This is a genomic window from Streptomyces katrae (assembly GCF_002028425.1).
GTDB lineage: Bacteria > Actinomycetota > Actinomycetes > Streptomycetales > Streptomycetaceae > Streptomyces > Streptomyces katrae_A.
In genome coordinates, this window is sequence record NZ_CP020042.1 from 4,513,606 (window position 1) to 4,530,012 (window position 16,407).

General features: G+C 73.7%; 14 protein-coding genes. 5 read left to right on the forward strand and 9 right to left on the reverse strand.

Annotated elements, in window-relative coordinates; translation table 11 throughout:
- Window positions 1–119 precede the first annotated feature (119 nt).
- Window positions 120–491: a VOC family protein gene (locus B4U46_RS20650; RefSeq protein ID WP_079429212.1), complete on the reverse strand. Its 372-nt coding sequence runs from the start codon at window positions 489–491 to the stop codon at window positions 120–122.
- Between the two features lie 244 nt (window positions 492–735).
- On the opposite strand from B4U46_RS20650, the gene B4U46_RS20655 reads away from it, so the two are divergent.
- Together B4U46_RS20655 and B4U46_RS20660 are read left to right on the forward strand one after the other, a co-directional pair.
- The gene (locus tag B4U46_RS20655; protein WP_079429213.1) at window positions 736–1,401 is read left to right on the forward strand and encodes a DUF4097 family beta strand repeat-containing protein; all 666 of its coding nucleotides are present in this window, start codon (window positions 736–738) and stop codon (window positions 1,399–1,401) included.
- A 634-nt stretch (window positions 1,402–2,035) separates the two neighbouring features.
- Window positions 2,036–2,374, forward strand: a complete 339-nt coding sequence (locus B4U46_RS20660) for a hypothetical protein (RefSeq protein ID WP_079429214.1) — start codon at window positions 2,036–2,038, stop codon at window positions 2,372–2,374.
- On the opposite strand, the gene B4U46_RS20665 is transcribed toward B4U46_RS20660, so the two are convergent.
- Window positions 2,371–2,580 carry a DUF397 domain-containing protein gene (locus tag B4U46_RS20665; RefSeq protein ID WP_079429215.1) on the reverse strand — a complete coding sequence of 70 codons (210 nt, stop codon included), beginning with the start codon at window positions 2,578–2,580 and terminating at the stop codon, window positions 2,371–2,373. The genes B4U46_RS20660 and B4U46_RS20665 overlap by 4 nt on opposite strands.
- 300 nt (window positions 2,581–2,880) lie before the next feature.
- Between B4U46_RS20665 and B4U46_RS20670 the strand changes: the two genes are divergently transcribed.
- A complete protein-coding gene (locus tag B4U46_RS20670; protein ID WP_159402108.1) occupies window positions 2,881–4,605 on the forward strand; it encodes a helix-turn-helix domain-containing protein in 1,725 nt (574 codons plus the stop codon).
- A 184-nt stretch (window positions 4,606–4,789) separates the two neighbouring features.
- Here the strand turns inward: B4U46_RS20670 and B4U46_RS20675 are convergent, their stop codons facing one another.
- From B4U46_RS20675 to B4U46_RS20685, 3 genes are all read right to left on the reverse strand, one after another.
- Window positions 4,790–5,287, reverse strand: coding sequence for a hypothetical protein (locus B4U46_RS20675; RefSeq protein WP_237293028.1), 498 nt, complete (start codon window positions 5,285–5,287; stop codon window positions 4,790–4,792).
- Window positions 5,288–5,461: 174 nt separating this feature from the next.
- Window positions 5,462–6,322, reverse strand: a complete 861-nt coding sequence (locus B4U46_RS20680) for a TIGR03619 family F420-dependent LLM class oxidoreductase (protein ID WP_079429217.1) — start codon at window positions 6,320–6,322, stop codon at window positions 5,462–5,464.
- A gap of 165 nt (window positions 6,323–6,487) precedes the next feature.
- On the reverse strand, window positions 6,488–7,588 hold the full coding sequence (locus tag B4U46_RS20685) for an ADP-ribosylglycohydrolase family protein (RefSeq protein WP_237293342.1): 1,101 nt from the start codon (window positions 7,586–7,588) through the stop codon (window positions 6,488–6,490).
- 474 nt (window positions 7,589–8,062) lie between these two features.
- On the opposite strand from B4U46_RS20685, the gene B4U46_RS20690 reads away from it, so the two are divergent.
- On the forward strand, window positions 8,063–9,142 hold the full coding sequence (locus tag B4U46_RS20690) for a tyrosine-protein phosphatase (RefSeq protein WP_079429219.1): 1,080 nt from the start codon (window positions 8,063–8,065) through the stop codon (window positions 9,140–9,142).
- Between the two features lie 16 nt (window positions 9,143–9,158).
- Here B4U46_RS20690 and B4U46_RS20695 read toward each other — a convergent pair whose 3' ends face one another.
- From B4U46_RS20695 to B4U46_RS20710, 4 genes are all read right to left on the reverse strand, one after another.
- Window positions 9,159–11,750 (reverse strand): bifunctional FO biosynthesis protein CofGH, encoded by a 2,592-nt coding sequence (locus B4U46_RS20695; protein WP_079429220.1) that lies wholly within the window; start codon window positions 11,748–11,750, stop codon window positions 9,159–9,161.
- A gap of 40 nt (window positions 11,751–11,790) precedes the next feature.
- Window positions 11,791–12,576 carry an SDR family oxidoreductase gene (locus B4U46_RS20700; protein ID WP_079429221.1) on the reverse strand — a complete coding sequence of 262 codons (786 nt, stop codon included), beginning with the start codon at window positions 12,574–12,576 and terminating at the stop codon, window positions 11,791–11,793.
- A gap of 137 nt (window positions 12,577–12,713) precedes the next feature.
- Window positions 12,714–13,397 carry a hypothetical protein gene (locus B4U46_RS20705; protein WP_208949862.1) on the reverse strand — a complete coding sequence of 228 codons (684 nt, stop codon included), beginning with the start codon at window positions 13,395–13,397 and terminating at the stop codon, window positions 12,714–12,716.
- A 197-nt stretch (window positions 13,398–13,594) separates the two neighbouring features.
- On the reverse strand, window positions 13,595–14,401 hold the full coding sequence (locus B4U46_RS20710; RefSeq protein ID WP_079429222.1) for a thioredoxin domain-containing protein: 807 nt from the start codon (window positions 14,399–14,401) through the stop codon (window positions 13,595–13,597).
- A gap of 269 nt (window positions 14,402–14,670) precedes the next feature.
- Here B4U46_RS20710 and B4U46_RS20715 point away from each other — a divergent pair, with 269 nt between their 5' ends.
- On the forward strand, window positions 14,671–16,359 hold the full coding sequence (locus B4U46_RS20715; RefSeq protein WP_237293029.1) for a lytic transglycosylase domain-containing protein: 1,689 nt from the start codon (window positions 14,671–14,673) through the stop codon (window positions 16,357–16,359).
- The last annotated feature ends 48 nt before the right edge of the window (window positions 16,360–16,407 follow it).

The following is a 16,407-nucleotide window of genomic DNA, read 5'->3' on the forward strand; positions in this document are numbered from 1 at the left end:
TGGCGTTGGTGGTCCAAGGAAAGGCACCCCACTTCCTGTGGGGGGATGCAGGTGCAAGGCCTGCCCAGCGCTCGATCAAGGCCCCGGCCTCCTCAGGGAGGTCGGGGCCTTTGCGTTGGCTACTTCCGTTCGGCCGCGCTGCGTTCCACGCAGAACTCGTTGCCTTCAGGGTCGGCAAGGGTCGCCCAGCCGGTTCCGTCGGGGTTGCGGTGGTCACCGACGAGCTTGGCGCCGAGGGCGACGAGCCGTTCCACTTCCTCGTCACGCGTGCGGTCCTGCGGCTGGACGTCCAAGTGCACCCGGTTCTTAACGGACTTGGTGTCGGGTACCTGGATGAACAGGAGCGACCCGCCTTCCGTCGAGAGCAATGCCTCCGGGTCGCCCGGGGAATCATCCTCGTGCAGGGTGCCGTTGAGGACCTGCGCCCAGAACTGGCCCAGGGCGTAGGCGTCGTGGCAGTCGATGGTGATGTGCCGGATGAGAGAAGTCATGTACGCACACTAGCCGCCCTCGTGTCCGACGTCATAGCGTTTATCTACAGTCCATTGCAATGCCCTTGGTTTAGCTCGTTGCGTTGAAATCTGGACCGTTGCAACGATTTCATGGGTCTGACCTCCATAGATGTAGATCGTGCGCAACGAAGGTGTTGTCAGGTCTTCGAATGCAACGTAGCGTTTCTCATGTCAGAAAGCAGCGGGCCGAACGGGGCGCGCGATACCGATGAAGGAGAGCACGATGCAGACGTTCGCCACCGCCACCCCGGTTTCCGCCGTCCTGGACATCCCCGCCGGCCGGGTGCGGCTCATCGCCGCCGACCGGGCCGACGCCACGGTCGAGGTCCTGCCCGCAGACCCCTCGAAGAGCCGCGACGTGAAGGCGGCCGAGCTGATCGAGGTCGCATACGCCGACGGCGTCCTCCGGGTCGTCGCCGCTCCGGCCAAGAACCGGATCACGGGCAACTCCGGCTTCGTGGACGTGACCGTGCAGCTGCCTGCCGGCTCGCACGTCGAGGCCAAGCTCGCCTCCGCCGAGGTGGAGGGCAAGGGCCGCCTGGGTGATGTCGTCCTCGAGGCCGCGCAGGCGCAGGTCGAGCTGGACGAGACCGCCTCCGCCCGCGTCACCGTCCAGGCGGGCGATGTCTCCCTCGGCCGCCTGGGCGGCCCGGCGGAGATCAACACCCAGAAGGGCGAGATCACCATCACCGAAGCCGCGTCCGGCGTGGTCACCCTGACCACCCAGCACGGCAACATCACCGTGGGCGCCGCCCGTGACGCCGCCGCCACCCTGGACGCCGGCACCGCCTTCGGCCGCATCGACAACGCCCTCCAGAACGCCGGAGGCACCCCCCTGGCCATCCACGCCACCACCGCCTTCGGTGACATCACCGCCCGCACCATCTGACCAGCCCCAGACGGCCGCCAGCCGCCGAAATCCGAGGAGCGCGTAGCGATCTGCGGCGCCTGGCGACCCCGATGACGTCCTGATGGGCATCGGGTGCAGGTATCAGCCCAACAAGACGGCCAGCCGCCGGGATTCGAGGAGCGCGTAGCGATCTGGGGCGCCCACCGGCCCCGATGACGTCCTGGCTGGCATCGGGTGCGGGGATCAGCCCTTGACGGCGGGCGGACGCTGAAACGGGAGGAGCGCGTAGCGATCTGGGGCGGCCGTCTGCCCGGCCGGGGGGATGGCTTCGCAGCTGGGCCGGATAGCCGGTCTGCCGGGCGGAACGAGTCGTCGCATTGCCGGACCGTGTCGCAGATCCTGAGGTTGGACCATGCCGTTCCTTCGGGGGCTTTCCGACAGTCTTTGGCATTTCGGGACGGGCCGGTCTGTCAAGGGTCGCCGCAGGCGATCGCGGAGCGACGCGACGAAGGAGCGCCCTTGACAGGCCGGACCGGCACGGAAGGACAGTGGACTGGCGGGAAGCCCCCGACACTCCACCGACCCCGGTGAAGGGTGCACCGCCCACTCCGAAGTCCCGGTCCCCCCGTAAAAGAAGGTGCGGGTGCACGCGGCCCCGGCCTAGCTTGAGGCGGTGAGCAGCGACTATCCATTCGCCGACGGCTACAACCTCGTCTGGGACCTGACCGGCTTCGGTGACGCGGACGAGGAGATAGTCGAGTCCGTTTCGCTGTCCCGGGACCAGTTCCTGAAGATCAGGCACCTGTTCGTGCTGGGTGACGATCCCTGGATGGTGGCGGGTGAGTACCGTGTGGCGCCGAGCATCTGGGCGCACGTCCGCCGCGTTGTGCCGGGTGTCCGGTTCCAGCGCGATGCCGAATACTTCCTCGGCGCCCGTCAGGCCCTGCCTGACGGGCGCTTCTGGCGTCCGGCCCCGGGCGTGGCGGCGCCGGGGCCGATCCCGCCGTTCTAGGCGGTCACCCCGCCCAGGAACGCGGTCCAGGTGGAGGGGGCGACCTTCAGCTCAGGACTGGCCGCGAGCTTCGAGTCCCGGATGTGCACGGTGTCGGTGCAGGTGGCGACCTCGACGCAGCTGTCGCCGTCCCCGCTGCTGTAGGTGGACTTGTGCCAGGAGGGACGCTGACGGTGTACCCCGTCGGGTGCTCCAGGCGGCCGCACGGCATGTCGATCCGGATGTCCTCGGCGCGCACCCCGGACCGCGTCAGGTCCTCCAGGTAGGCGCGCAGCTCGTCGCGGTCCAGCGTCGAGAAGCGTGGCTCCCACCGGCCCGGCGCCTGCCGCTCGCGCCGGGCGTCGGCCTCCCGGCGCTCCCGCTCCCTGCGCTTGCGCTGACCCGGCATCCGCTCTCCTCTCCCCGTCGGCCGCTGTCGGTGGCGGGCACTGCCGCCTCCACGACCGCCCCAGTCCAGGGGATTAGCATGCGCGCCGGGGCCGGGTGGACGGGAAGGCGGAGCGGTGGTGGCTGGCTTGTCCGGCAGTGGAATTGAGGGGCAGCGGCGGCCCGAGGTGCTTGCCGGGCTGCTCAAGGCCGCCCGTGTCGGGCCCGGAGGGCACCGGGCGGCGGCGCACAGGGTGGCCGCCTGGCTGGGCCGTGCCGTCGGGGGCTCCGCGCGGATCGAGGTCCCCGCGCGGATCGAGGACTCCGCGCGGGCCGGGGGCTGGGCGGGTGCCGGGGGCGGGGACGGTGCGCTCCTGCGGGACGTCGCCGCCGGGAGCCCCCGGTCCGCCGTGGTCGCCGAGCCCGGGCGGCACCTGCGGGTGCTGGCCCTCGGGGTCGAGCGGCCGCATCCGGTGCTCGTCGTCACCCGGCCGTCCCCTTACGACGAGGCCGCCGCGGCCCTCGTCGCCCACGCCGCCACCGTCCTGGAGCTGCTGCTGTCGGCCGGTGAGGCGGACGAGCGGCGGCGTCGGCTGGCCGAGGCGGGGGCGGGGGTGCGGCTGTCAGTGCTCCAGCTGCTCATGGGCGGGGAAGTGGTCCTCGCCCAGCGGACGATGGCCGGGCTGCGGCCCGGGCTGCTGGACGCGGAACGCGTGGTGGTGTGCGTACTGGAGGCCTCGGAGGGCGAGCGGGGGGAGGTGGCGCGGGCCTGTGAGGGGCTGCTCGCCGGGCGGGCGCTGGTCGTGCGGTGCCCCGCGGACGACGGGCACGTCATCGTCGTCGCGCCCGTCACCCCGGGGGGCGCCGCCGGGACCGGGGCGCAGGACGCCCTGCGGGAGTTCGTCACCGGGCGGGACGGGGTGTTCCTGGGGGTGGGTGACCGCCACCCGATCTCCCGGGTCGCCGCGGGCTACGACGACGCCATCCGGAGCCTGGCCGCCGCCCGGCTGATGCCGGGGCGGGTGGCGGGGCACCAGCCCGGGGCGCGGCTGCCGGAGGTACTGGACGCGGGGGCGGCGGCCGGCTGGGCGGCCGGGTTCCTGCGGCCGCTGGCGGCCGTGCCGGCGCAGGACCGGGGGCAGCTGACGGCGACCGTCCGGCTCGGGCTGGAGTTCACCGCCGTGAACGCGGCCAGGCTGCTCGGGATCAGCCGCAACACCGTGCGGGCGCGCATGGACCGGGTGGCCGGGCTGCTCGGCCTCGACCTGGGCGACGTACGGGCCCGGGCGGCGCTGGACCTCGCCCTGAGGCTCGATGACGGCGATCCCGGTACGGCTCGGAGCGGCCGGGCCGGCGGTACCGGCCAGGCCCGCAAGGGCGGCGACGGCGGCCACGCCGCCCACGCCGCCCAAGCCGCCGACGGCAGCGGTACCGGCCACGCCCGCCCCGCCGCCACCCGGCCCGGACCGGGGCCGGGGCCGGGGCCGGGCGGCGGGGAGCTGGGCCGGATGCTCGCGGCTCCGCCCGTCCTGGTCTGGGCGCGGGACCTGCTCGCGCCGCTCCGCGGCGACGAGCGGGACCTGCGGCGGACCCTGCGCGACTGGGTAGGGGAGAACTGCGCGGTCGAGCCCGCCGCCCGGCGCCGGGGCGTGCACCCGCAGACCGTGCGCGAGCACCTGCGCGGGGCGGAGGGGCTGCTGCGGCGGCAGCTCGTCGCGGGCGGCAGCGGGCTCTACGAGGTGGTCCTCGCGCTCACCGTGACGGGAGAGCTGGACGAGGCCCCGTCCCGGGGATCTTCGGGCCGGTCAGCGCCGGGGGACCGTGCACTCGTGACACCCTCGTGCCCCGCGACCGTGCATCCGTGAGATGGCGGCCGGTCCACCGGGGCCCTAGTTTCTCCTTCAGCGGCACCCGAGGTCGGTGCCGCCAACGGGGGGATCGGAACTGCAGGTTCCGATCTATCACGCGGGAGCGTGACGCCGAACCGGGCCCGGAGCCGCTGCTGCGCTCCGGGCCCGGTTCGTCATGCCGGCGGCCGTGACGTGACGGCTACTTCTTCGTCGGCAGCGGCGGGAGCGACGGGAGCTTGCCCGGGTCGCTCTTCTGGAAGGTGTCCTGGCCCGCGCCCTCCCAGGTGACCTTCAGGGTCGTGGCGTCGACCGAGTCGACCTTGCCCTTGGAACGAGTCGCGCCGGGCGGGCACTTCAGGTCGAGGGTGGTGCCGTTGGAGCTGCCCTCGCAGGTCAGGCCGGTGGCGGCCTCGACCACGAGCGCCTTCTGGCCCTTGACCGTGAGCACCACGCTCTTGCCCGGGTTCTGCATCGAGATCCAGCCGCCGTCCAGGGTGCCCGCGCCCCCCGCCGCGCCCGTGGCCGTGCCCGCGCCGGCCGTCGGGGCGGCGGTGGGGGTGGAGGCGGCCGGGGCGGAGGGCTTGGCGTCCGGCTTCGAGGAGCCGTCGCTGCCGCAGGCGGTCAGGGTCAGGGCGGCGGCCAGGCCGGCGGCGGCGAAGGCGGCGGTGCGCAGGGTGCGGTGCGGGCTGCTGTGCACGGGAAGGTCCCCCAGGAAAGCGAGTTGATCGATCGACGGAACGCGCCAAAGTACCAGCCGTTCCGGCGGTCCGAGGCACCTGCGGACACGCCCGGCCGGGTCCGGATGGTTCCGGCCGCCGTGCCCCGGGTCAAGAAGGGGTCCGGGCCGGGCCGGTGGCCCGGAGGCGGGGCGTCAGAGGTACTGGGCGAAATCGTCCAGGGTGCGCAGGACCTCGTCCTCCCGGGCGGAGGGGAGTTGGAGGACGACCTCCTCGATGCCCAGCTCGGCGTAGTGGGCGAGCTTGCCCGGGTTGGGCTGGACGGCGTACGGGACCACCTGGAGGGTCTTGGGGTCGCGTCCGGCGTCCTCCCAGACCCGGCGCAGCACCGGCAGGTTCTCGGTCAGGCCGCCGCCTCCGATGGGGAGCCAGCCGTCTGCGTGGTCGGCGACGGCGGCGAACAGCCTGGGGCCGGCCGCCCCGCCGATGAGGGTGCGCGGGCCGTGCAGCCGCTGTCCGCCGGGGAGTTCGCGCGGGGGCGTGGCGGGCTTGGGGTGGGCGAGGCTGGCCTGGACGGAGCCGAACGGGCCCTCGTAGGCGGTCGGCTCCGGGGACCACAGGGCGCGCATGAGGGCCATGTGCGAGCGGACGCGTTCGCGCCGGGTGGGCCAGTCGACGCCGTGGTCGGCGGCCTCCTCGACGTTCCAGCCGTAGCCGATGCCGAGGGTGAGGCGGCCGCCGCTGAGGTGGTCGAGGGTGGCGGCCTGCTTGGCGAGGCCGATGGGGTCGTGCTGGGCGACGAGGGTGATGCCGGTGCCGAGGTGCAGGCGGCGGGTGACGGCGGCGGCCTGGGCGAGGGCGACGAAGGGGTCGAGGGTGCGGCCGTACTGGTCGGGGAGTTCGCCGCCCATGGGGGCGGAGGTGGTGCGGCTGACCGGGATGTGGGTGTGTTCGGGGAGGTAGAGGCCGGCGAAGCCGCGCTCTTCGAGGGTGGTGGCGAGGCGGGTGGGGGAGACGGTGAGGTCGGTGAGGAAGATGGTGGTGGCGATCCGCATGTGGGCACCTCCGTGTCGTCGGGAGGGCCAAGGTACGGGGTTCCGGGTGCGGTTGTGAGGGGCATGCGGGGCCTGAACGGTCGGGCGGGGCCGCCCTGTGCGGCGGTGTGTTCCGGTGCGCCCGTTCTCCCCCGGGCTCTGCGCTCCGTTCGGGCCGGGGGAGCGTCAGCCCTGCGGGTAGCGGGCCAGCCAGGCCGGGGTGGTGTGGAGGGTGGGGCCCTGGGTCATTTCCAGGGCGAAGTCGTCGGCGAGTTCCAGGATCGTGGCGCGGCCCTCCAGTTCGGCGAGCCAGGCCGCCGGGAGGGCCGTCTCACCGTGGAGGGCGCCGAGCAGGGCCCCGCACAGGGCGCCGGTGGCGGTGGAGTCGCCGCCGTGGTTGACGGCCAGGCGCAGCCCGTGCGGGACGTCCTCGGCGACGAGGGCGCAGTAGACGGCGATGGCGAGGGTGTCCTCGGCGTCGCGGCCGTCGCCGGGGGAGAGGGAGCCGACGGTGCGGGGGCCGGGTGTGCCGTCGGTGACGGCGGCGACGGCCCGGCGCAGGGCGTCGGTGACGGGCTGGTGGCCGGGGCGGGTGGCGAGGAGGGCGAGGGCGCGCCGGAGGGCGGCGTCGAGGGTCTCGCCGCGCGTCAGGCCGTGGACGATGACGGCGAGGGCCCCGGCGGACAGGTAGGCGGTGGGGTGGCCGTGGCTCTGGACGGCGCACTCGACGGCGAGCTGGAGGACGAGGGAGGGCTCCCAGCCGACGAGGAGCCCGAAGGGCGCCGAGCGCACGGTGGCGGCGGCGTCGCGGGCGGTGGGGTTCTTGGGCTGGTCCAGGGTGGCGAGGGAGTCGTCGGCGAAGCCGGTCATGCAGGCCCGGTCGGGGCCGCGGCGGGCGTAGAGCCATTCCTCGTGGGCGAGCCAGCCGTTGTCCGTGCGGCGCTCGTCGGGTCCCCAGTCGTGCTGGGTGGCGGCCCAGCGGAGGTAGGCGCGGTGGACGTCGGTCGGGGGGTGCCAGGCGCCGGTGTCGCGGCGCACGTGGGCCCGTATCAGGCCGTCCACGGTGAAGAGGGTGAGCTGGGTGGACGCGGTGACGGTGCCGCGGCGGCCGTAGGCGGGGGCGGGTTCGGTGAGGCCGGCCGGGCCGTGGGCCTCGCGGATGCCGTCCAGGGAGAGGCCGGCCACGGGGGCGCCGAGGGCGTCGCCGATGGCGGAGCCGAGGAGGGTGCCGCGCACCCGGCTGCGGAAGTCCTGCTGTTCGGTACGGCCCCACAGGGCGGTGGCCAGGACGACGCCCGCCCCGGGAGGTGTGGCCGGGGCGGGCGCCGCAGGGACGTGCGCCCTTGGCGCCCCCGCAGTCCCTGCCGTCCCTGGCGCTCCTGCCGTCCCTGGCGCCCCTGCCGTTCCTGGCATCCCCGCCGGCGATAGGTTCGCCGCCGCCGTCCCCGCCGTCCCCGCCCCCGCCGCCCCTGTCGGCGGTTCGGCCGCTCCCGTGCCCGTCGCCGTGCTCGCGGTCGTGCTCGTCGTCGTGTCCATGCCGTTCTCCCCAGAGTCTGGCGCGCACTGTAGTGGACAGGTTCGGGCGGATTCGGATGGAGTCCGTCAGGTCGGCCCGTAAGTGACCGGAGAACGGCCGGAATGCGCGCGGTCCCAGCCCGCGAGACGATCAGGTGGCACGTTTTGCCACTCGCCTTCGCGGCGGCTGTTTCCAGCCATGCGCCGTTCACACGAGGTTCGCCGCGGGCCCGGAGCCTCGACGCCATGAAGAAGGCTCTCCTCGCCGCGACCGTCACCGTCGCCGCCGCGCTCACCGCCTCCCTGGTCGTGGCCCCCGCCGCCTCCGCCTCCGGCTGGGAATGGCCCGGCCGCCACCACGACCGCACCTCCGTCCCCTTCACCGAGGCCAGCGTGACCGCCGCCGCGGACGGCTCGTACGAGCTGAAGTGGAACGCCAAGGGCACCCGGCACGTCGAGATCGAGGCGAACGGCAAGGTCGTGGCCAAGGGCGCCGCCCAGGGCCGGGCCACGGTCAAGGGGCTGCCCGCCGCCGACCGCCAGTGGTTCGACTTCAAGGCCGACCACGGCCAGGGCCTGCACCTCGCCGACCGCCAGATCAAGCTGGAGGGCGCGGTCAACTTCCGTGACGTGGGCGGCTACCGCACCACCACCGGCCAGTGGGTCAAGATGGGCGAGGTCTACCGCTCCGACGCCCTGAACAAGCTCACCGGGAACGACAAGGCCAAGCTCCAGCGGCTGCGCGTGAAGACGGTCTTCGACCTGCGCACCCAGGACGAGCGCACCAAGGACGCCGACCAGGTCCCGGCCGGCGCCCGCTACGTGGTCGCCGACGTCTTCGCGGGCTCCGGCTCGTTCCAGACCCTGCCCAAGTCCCCCGACGAGGCCGTCCAGGCCATGATCGGCGCCGAGCGGAGCATGGTCAGCGGCGCGGGCGGCAAGAAGGCCTACACGCAGGTGCTCGACGGGGTCCGCGACGACCGCGCCCACGCCGTCCTCTTCCACTGCACCGCCGGCAAGGACCGCACCGGCTGGGCCGACGCCACGCTGCTGACCGCCCTCGGCGTCCCGCGGGAGACGGTGCTGGCCGACTACCTGGCCAGCAACGACTACCGCAAGGCCGCCAACGACGCGCTCCTCTCCCACCTGCCGGCCGCGCAGGCCGCCGTCTACAAGCCGCTGCTCGCCGTCCGCCCCGAGTACCTGAACGCGGGCTTCGACGAGGTCAAGGCCACCTACGGCAGCTTCGACCGGTACCTCAAGGACGGCCTCGGCATCGACTCCCGCGAGCTGCGCGAGCTGAAGCGGGACCTCCTCGTCGGCTGACCCCCGCCAACGGCGCTCAGTCCAGGACCGGCAGCAGCTCCGGCAGGTGCCCGTCCGAGGCCCGGGCCGCGTCCTGGCGCTCCTGCGGCACCTCCCCGTACAGGGTCGTCCGGGGCCGCGCGGGCCGGCCCGCCGCCTCCGCGACCGCGACCAGGTCCCGGACCGACTTGTACGAGCCGTACGAGGAGCCCGCCATCCGGGAGATGGTCTCCTCCATCAGCGTCCCGCCCAGGTCGTTCGCCCCCGAGCGGAGCATTTCCGCCGCGCCCTCCGTGCCCAGCTTCACCCAGCTCGTCTGGATGTTCGGGATGTGCGGGTGCAGCAGCAGCCGGGCCATGGCCGTCACCGCCCGGTTGTCGCGGACCGTCGGGCCCGGCCGGGCGATGCCCGCCAGGTAGACGGGGGCGTTGGTGTGGATGAAGGGGAGGGTCACGAACTCCGTGAAGCCCTCCGCACCGTTGGCCAGCGCCGTCTCCTGGATGCGGGCCAGGGTGCGGAAGTGGCCGAGCCAGTGCCGGGGCTGGTCCACGTGCCCGTACATCATCGTGGACGAGGAGCGGATGCCCAGCGCGTGCGCCGTGGTGATGACCTCGGTCCAGTCCGCCGTCGGCAGCTTGCCCTTGGTGAGTACCCAGCGGACCTCGTCGTCCAGGATCTCCGCCGCCGTGCCCGGGATCGAGTCCAGCCCCGCCTCCTTGGCGGCCGTCAGCCAGTCCCGTACGGACATCCCGGTGCGGGTGGCGCCGTTGACGACCTCCATCGGGGAGAAGGCGTGCACGTGCATGCCCGGCACCCGCTGCTTCACCGCCCGCGCGATGTCGAAGTACGCCGTCCCCGGCAGGTCCGGGTGGATGCCGCCCTGCATGCACACCTCGACGGCGCCCACCTCCCAGGCCTGCGCGGCCCGGTCGGCGACCTGCTCCAGGGAGAGGGTGTAGGCGTCGGCGTCGGTGCGGCGCTGCGCGAAGGCGCAGAACCGGCAGCCGGTGTAGCAGACGTTGGTGAAGTTGATGTTCCGCGTGACGATGTAGGTGACGTCGTCGCCCACCACCGACCGGCGCAGGTCGTCCGCGATCCGGCACAGCGCGTCCAGCGCGGGGCCGTCCGCGTGCAGCAGGGCCAGGGCCTGGTCGTCGGTGAGCCGCTCCGGATCGTCGGCGGCCTGCGCGAGGGCGGCCCGCACGTCGGTGTCGATCCGCTCGGGGACCATGCCGGGCGCGGCCGCCTCGCGCAGGGCCTCCCAGTCGCCGTATACCTCGTCGAAGTCCTCGCGGCGGTCGCCGGTGCGGCCCTCGGTGTCGACGGCGGTGTGCAGGTCGGTGCGCCCGCTGGCGGTGAAGGCCTCCTCGGGCTCCTGCCAGGGGTGCCCCTCCACGACGGCGTCCGGGCGGGCCAGGCCGGTCTGCGGGTCGGCCAGCGCCCGCACGTGGGGCAGCAGCCGGGGGTCCAGCCAGGGCTCGCCCCGGCGGACGAACTCCGGGTACACGCAGAGTCGTTCGCGCAGCTCGAACCCGGCCGCCGCCGACCGCTCGGCCAGCAGGTCGATCTGGGGCCAGGGCCGCTCGGGGTTGACGTGGTCCGGGGTGAGCGGGGAGACCCCGCCCCAGTCGTCGATGCCCGCGCCGATCAGGCGGGCGTACTCGCCGTCGACCAGGTTGGGCGGGGCCTGGAGGCAGGCGGAGGGGCCCATGATGTGCCGGGCCACGGCGATCGTGGCGACCAGGTCGTCCAGTTCGGCGTCCGGCATCCCGCGCATCGCCGTGTCCGGCTTGGCGCGGAAGTTCTGGATGATCAGCTCCTGGATGCCGTGGTAGGCCCGGGAGATCCGGCGCAGCGCGAACAGGGACTCCGCCCGCTCCTGGTACGTCTCCCCGATGCCGATGAGCAGCCCGGAGGTGAAGGGTACGGAGGAGCGGCCGGCGTCCTCCAGGACGCGCAGGCGGACGGCCGGCTCCTTGTCGGGGGAGCCGTGGTGGGGGCCGCCGGGCTCGGACCACAGCCGGGTGGCGGTGGTCTCCAGCATCATCCCCATGGACGGGGCGACGGGCTTGAGGCGCTGGAAGTCCGCCCAGGACATGACCCCGGGGTTGAGGTGGGGCAGCAGCCCCGTCTCCTCCAGGATACGTACGGAGATGGCGCGGACGTAGGAGATCGTGTCGTCGTAGCCCTCCGCCTCCAGCCACTCGCGGGCCTCGGGCCAGCGGTCCTCGGGCTTGTCGCCGAGGGTGATGAGGGCTTCCTTGCAGCCGAGGGCGGCGCCCCGGCGTGCGATGTCGAGGACCTCGTCCGGGGACATGAACATCCCGTGTCCCGCGCGGCGCAGCTTGCCGGGGACGGTGGCGAAGGTGCAGTAGTGGCACTTGTCGCGGCACAGGCGGGTGAGGGGGATGAACACGCTCTTCGAGTACGTGATCACGCCCGCGCGGCCGGCGGCCGCCAGGCCCGCGTCGCGGACCCGGGCGGCCGAGGCGGCGAGGTCGTCCAGGGCCTCGCCCCGGGCCTGGAGCAGGACGGCCGCCTCGGTCGCGTCGAGCGCGACGCCGTCACGGGCCCGCCGGAGCGCGCGGCGCATCGCGTTGTCGGTCGGGGCGTCACTCGGAGTGGTCATACGGCGAGCATACGATCAGCGGTTCGGGGACCGGAGGGGGTCATCGCATCAGCTCACCGGCGTTGACCAGCAGGGACTGGCCGGTTATCGCCCTTGCCCGGTCGGAGGCGAGGAACACGGCGGCGTCCGCGACGTCCCCGTCGGTGGCGAGGTCGGGCAGCGCCATCCGGCTGGTGAGGCGGGCGTGCACCTCGGCCTCGGGGACGTTCTCGGTGTGGGCGGTGAAGGTCACGAAGGCCTGGACGGGCGGCCCCCACATCCAGCCGGGCAGCACGGTGTTGACGCGGATGCGGTGCGGGCCGAGCTCGCGGGCCAGGGAGTACATGGCGGAGGTCAGCGCGCCCTTGGAGGCGGCGTAGGCGGCCTGGCGGACCTCGCTGGGGGCCGCGACGGCGGACTGGGTGCCGATGAGGACGACGGAGCCGCCGCCCCCGGCCTTGAGGGCGGGCAGGCAGGCCCGGGTCATGCGCAGCGTGCCGAGGAGGTTGACGTCGAGGATCTGCTGCCAGGTCCCGAAGTCGGCGTCCTCCAGGCCGCCGAAGTAGGAGTCCCAGGCGGCGACGTGCACGACGGCGTCGATCCGGCCGAAGCGTTCGGCGGCGAGGGAGGCGAGGGCCGCGCACTGCCGCTCGTCGGTGATGTCGGTGGTCAGGTACGCGGTGTGGGTGCCGTCGGGGTCGATCTCGGCGGCGGACTTGGCCAGGTTGGCCTCGGTGCGCGCTCCGAGGACGGCGTTGCCGCCGTCACGGACCACGGCGGCGGCCACCTGGTGGCCGAGCCCGGCCCCCACACCGGAGACGACGACGGTCTTCCCTCGCAGCAGCATGAAGCGCTCCCGTGTGACTCGGCCCGTTGAGCGGACGACGATCCCCAAGGTTTCTGACGGTGCGTCAGGGTAGGGGTGCGGGGCTGCGGTGGGAAGGGGTGCGGGGGCCTGGGCGGGCGCGGGCGGGTGCGAGCCGGTCAGCGCCTCCCGCTGACGTCCAGGTAGATGTTGGCGATGACCCAGGTGAACCACAGCAGCGGGACGATCGCCACGTAGGCGAGCGGCCGGGCGTACACCGGCGGGCCTTCCTCCAGGGGCTGGCGGCCCGGCGCCGGGGTGGGGTCCGGGAGCTTGCCGAACTTGATCGCGGCGAGCAGGTTCCAGATCAGCGTGAACGGCGTGAAGATCACCAGGGATAGGGGGCTCCACCAGCCCTGGCAGAGGGTCTTGGTGGTCAGGGTGCGCACCAGCGACCGGCCGCACGGGCGGCAGAACGGGCCGTTGAGGGTGTGGAAGCGCATCAGGACCAGCACGCCGACATGGGCCCGGACCGAGAAGAGCGCGGCCTGCGGGGCCCCGCAGTTGCGGCAGCCGGGCGCGGGCGCGTGGCCGTACGGGGGCGCGTACGCGGGGTCGTACGGCATGGCGCCCGGGCCGCCCTGCTGGGCGGGGAGGCCGGGGCCGGGCGGCGGCGGGTAGCCGGCGCCCGGGTGCGGCGGCTGGCCCACGGGCGGCTGGCCGGGCTGGCCCATGGGCGGCTGGCCGGCGGGCTGTTGGGCGTATGGGTTCGGCTGCTGGGCGGCGGCGTCCGCGTACGGGTTCGGCGGGACCGGGGCGCCGGAGTAGGGGTTCGGCGCGGGCTGGTGCGGCTCGGTGGTCATGGCAGGCCTTCGGGGTCGGCGGCGCGGGCAGGAGAGCGGCGGCGGCCGACGGGCAGGGCGGTGCACGGCCTGGCCACGGCCCGTACCTCCTTCCGGATGCCTTCACGGAAGGAGGAGGCCTCGCACGCCAGTTCTCTCTTCTGGCCTGAAACTACCAGGAGTCGGAGCGCCCCCGGCCACCCCTCGCCCCCGGCGGGTCACTGCTTCGGGTTCGCCGCCACCAGCCGCCCGAAGGCCTCCGGGGTGATCGTCTCCAGGCCCTTGCCCGTCAGCACGTTCACCTCCTTGCCGTTGGCCTCCACCACCGGCGTGCCCTTCTTCCCGCTGCCGTGGAAGGCCTGCGAGACCCGGTCCACCCACGGCATGTACGTCAGCTCCTCGACCGCCTTGTCGAAGCCCGGATTGCGCAGCCCCGGCACCCGGTCGGCGAGGTCCAGCAGGGTGGCCGTCGAGCCGAACTTGTCGTCCGACTCCTTCTGCGGATGGTTCGCGTAGAGCACCTGGAGGTAGTCCATGAACTTCTCCGGGCCCTCGTTGACCGCCGCGCCCAGCGCGTTCAGCGCGCGCTTGGAGCCCTTGCCGCCGAGCGCCCCGTCCAGGAAGGTGGCGAAGTGGTACTCGACGCGGTAGTCCCCGGCGTCCGCCCGCTCCTTGAAGGCCGGCCCGAGGCCCGTCTCCACGCCCGCGCAGAACGGGCAGCGCGGGTCCAGCCAGACCGACACGAGGTCCTTCGCGCCCTCCTTGCCGTACGGGACGACCACCCCGTCCTCGCCGGCCGTGTGCGCGGGCCGCACGAACGGCCTGCCGCCGGCCTCGCTCTCCCCCGGACCGGCGGACCGCGACGCGTAGACGCCCACCCCGGCCGCGATCGCGAGGACGGCGGCCAGCGCACCGCCGACGAGCAGCCGCCCGCGCAGCCGCGCGCGCCGCGCCTGCGCCTCCCGTTCCGCCACGAGCCGTTCGCGGGCCTCGCGCCGCTGGTCCTTCTTGCCACCACTCGCCATGAGACCAGGGTAAATTCCAACAAGCCCTGCCAGGATGGGCCTTTGGGACGTTACGGACAGGGCCGGAAGTCCCGTTCGCACCGGGCCGGAGGGCCGCAGGAGGCGGGCTGGACGTCCTGGGCCACAGGGGGGTGAAGCCGAGACGAATGGTGTGTCATATCTACGGGGGCGACGGCGAGTCGTATCCGAATACCTGATAGACAGAAGAATCACGGCCCGACCGGCCGTGCACCTGACTTCGCCGGCCGCCTTGGGGGGATCGCCGCACCGTGAAGCCGCTTCACCGTCACGTAGTCAACACCTCGCGGAAGGTGTTGTGCACGGCCGCCCTCGCGGCCAGCCTCACCACCGCCGCCGTCGTGACCAACACCCCGGTCGCCGGCGCGGGCGAGGCCGAACCCACCCCGGACAGCCCGCAGGCCGCCGAGCGGGGCGACGCCCGCCTCGACCTCCCGGGCCAGCTCGCCGACCCGGTCGTCCCGCCCGCCGCGGGCGGAGCGGCCACCGAGGGCGCCGCCGGCATCCCCGCGACCGCCCTCGACGCCTACAAGCGCGCCGAAGTCGCCGTCGCCGCCGCCCTCCCCAAGTGCAAGCTGCCCTGGCAGCTGGTCGCGGGCATAGGCCGGGTCGAGTCCGTGCACGCCTCCGGCTACGGGCTCAAGGACGACGGCACCACCGAGCGGCCGATCCGCGGGCCCCGCCTGGACGGCAACGGCTACGAGAAGATCCTCGACACCGACAAGGGCGAGTTCGACGGCGACACCGAGTACGACCGCGCCTTCGGCCCCCTCCAGTTCATCCCCTCCACCTGGGCCACCTGGAAGGCCGACGGCAACGGGGACGGCAAGCGCGACGCCAACAACATCTACGACGCGGCGCTGGGAGCGGGCCTCTACCTCTGCTCGGGCGGCAAGGACCTCTCCCTCCCGGCCGACCTCGACAGGGCGATCCTCAGCTACAACAACTCGCGCGAGTACGTGAACAGCGTGCTCGGCTACATGCGCCAGTACCAGCAGGACGGCACCGCCGGGATCCCGAACCCGCCCGTCGGCACCTACCCGACCCCGCCGACGCCGACCGTCCCCACCCCGCCGCACGTCCCGGCCCCCAACCCGCCGGCGACGAAGCCGACGCCGACGCCCAAGCCGGACCCGAAGCCGACCCCCGACCCGAAGCCCACCCCGAAGCCCGACCCGTCCACGCCGACCCCGGCGCCGGCGACCCTGGCCAAGCTGGAGCAGGTCGGCGACGCCAGGCTGGAGGCGGAGGCAGGCAGCACGTTCGCGGACGGCGTCCGCTTCAAGGCGGTCCTCAGCGACGGCAAGCCCGCCGTCGGCCAGGTCGTGCTCTTCGCGGTCGAGAAGGACACCACCGGCGGCACGGGCTTCGTCTTCGGCGACGAGGCGAGCGTGGTCGTCCGTACCGACGCCCAGGGCATCGCCACCGCCCCGCGCCTGAAGGCCGGCCCGAAGGCGGGCACGTTCACCCTGCGCACCAGCGCCTACGACAAGCTCCAGTTCACCGTGGCGCTGGACGGCAAGGTCACCGAGAAGCCGGCCGAGAAGCCGCTCGCGCTGACCCGTGCGGACGCCGGCGGGGCGGTCGAGGTCGCGGCCGGCACCCCGGTCAAGGGCCTGCAGTTCCTGGCCGCCCGCGAGGGCAAGCCGGAGGCCGGGGTGCAGGTCACCGCCACGCTGGTCACGGGCAAGCCCGGGGCCTGGGTACCGGTCGACCCGAAGTCGGCGACGGGCCCGTTCTTCAAGGGCGCCGCGGACGGCCAGAAGCTGTTCACCCTGGAGCTGCCCAAGACGGGGGCCGACGGGAAGGTCTCCCTGCCGGACCTGCTGACCACGGACGCGCCCGCGGGCACGTACCACCTGCGGCTGACCACGGCGGACGGGGCGGAACTCGTCCTGGACCTCACGGTCACCGCCCCGAAGGCGGAGCCCAAGACCTGACCGGGCCCGTACGGACCCAGGACACGGCACGACACGGCACGGCCGGCC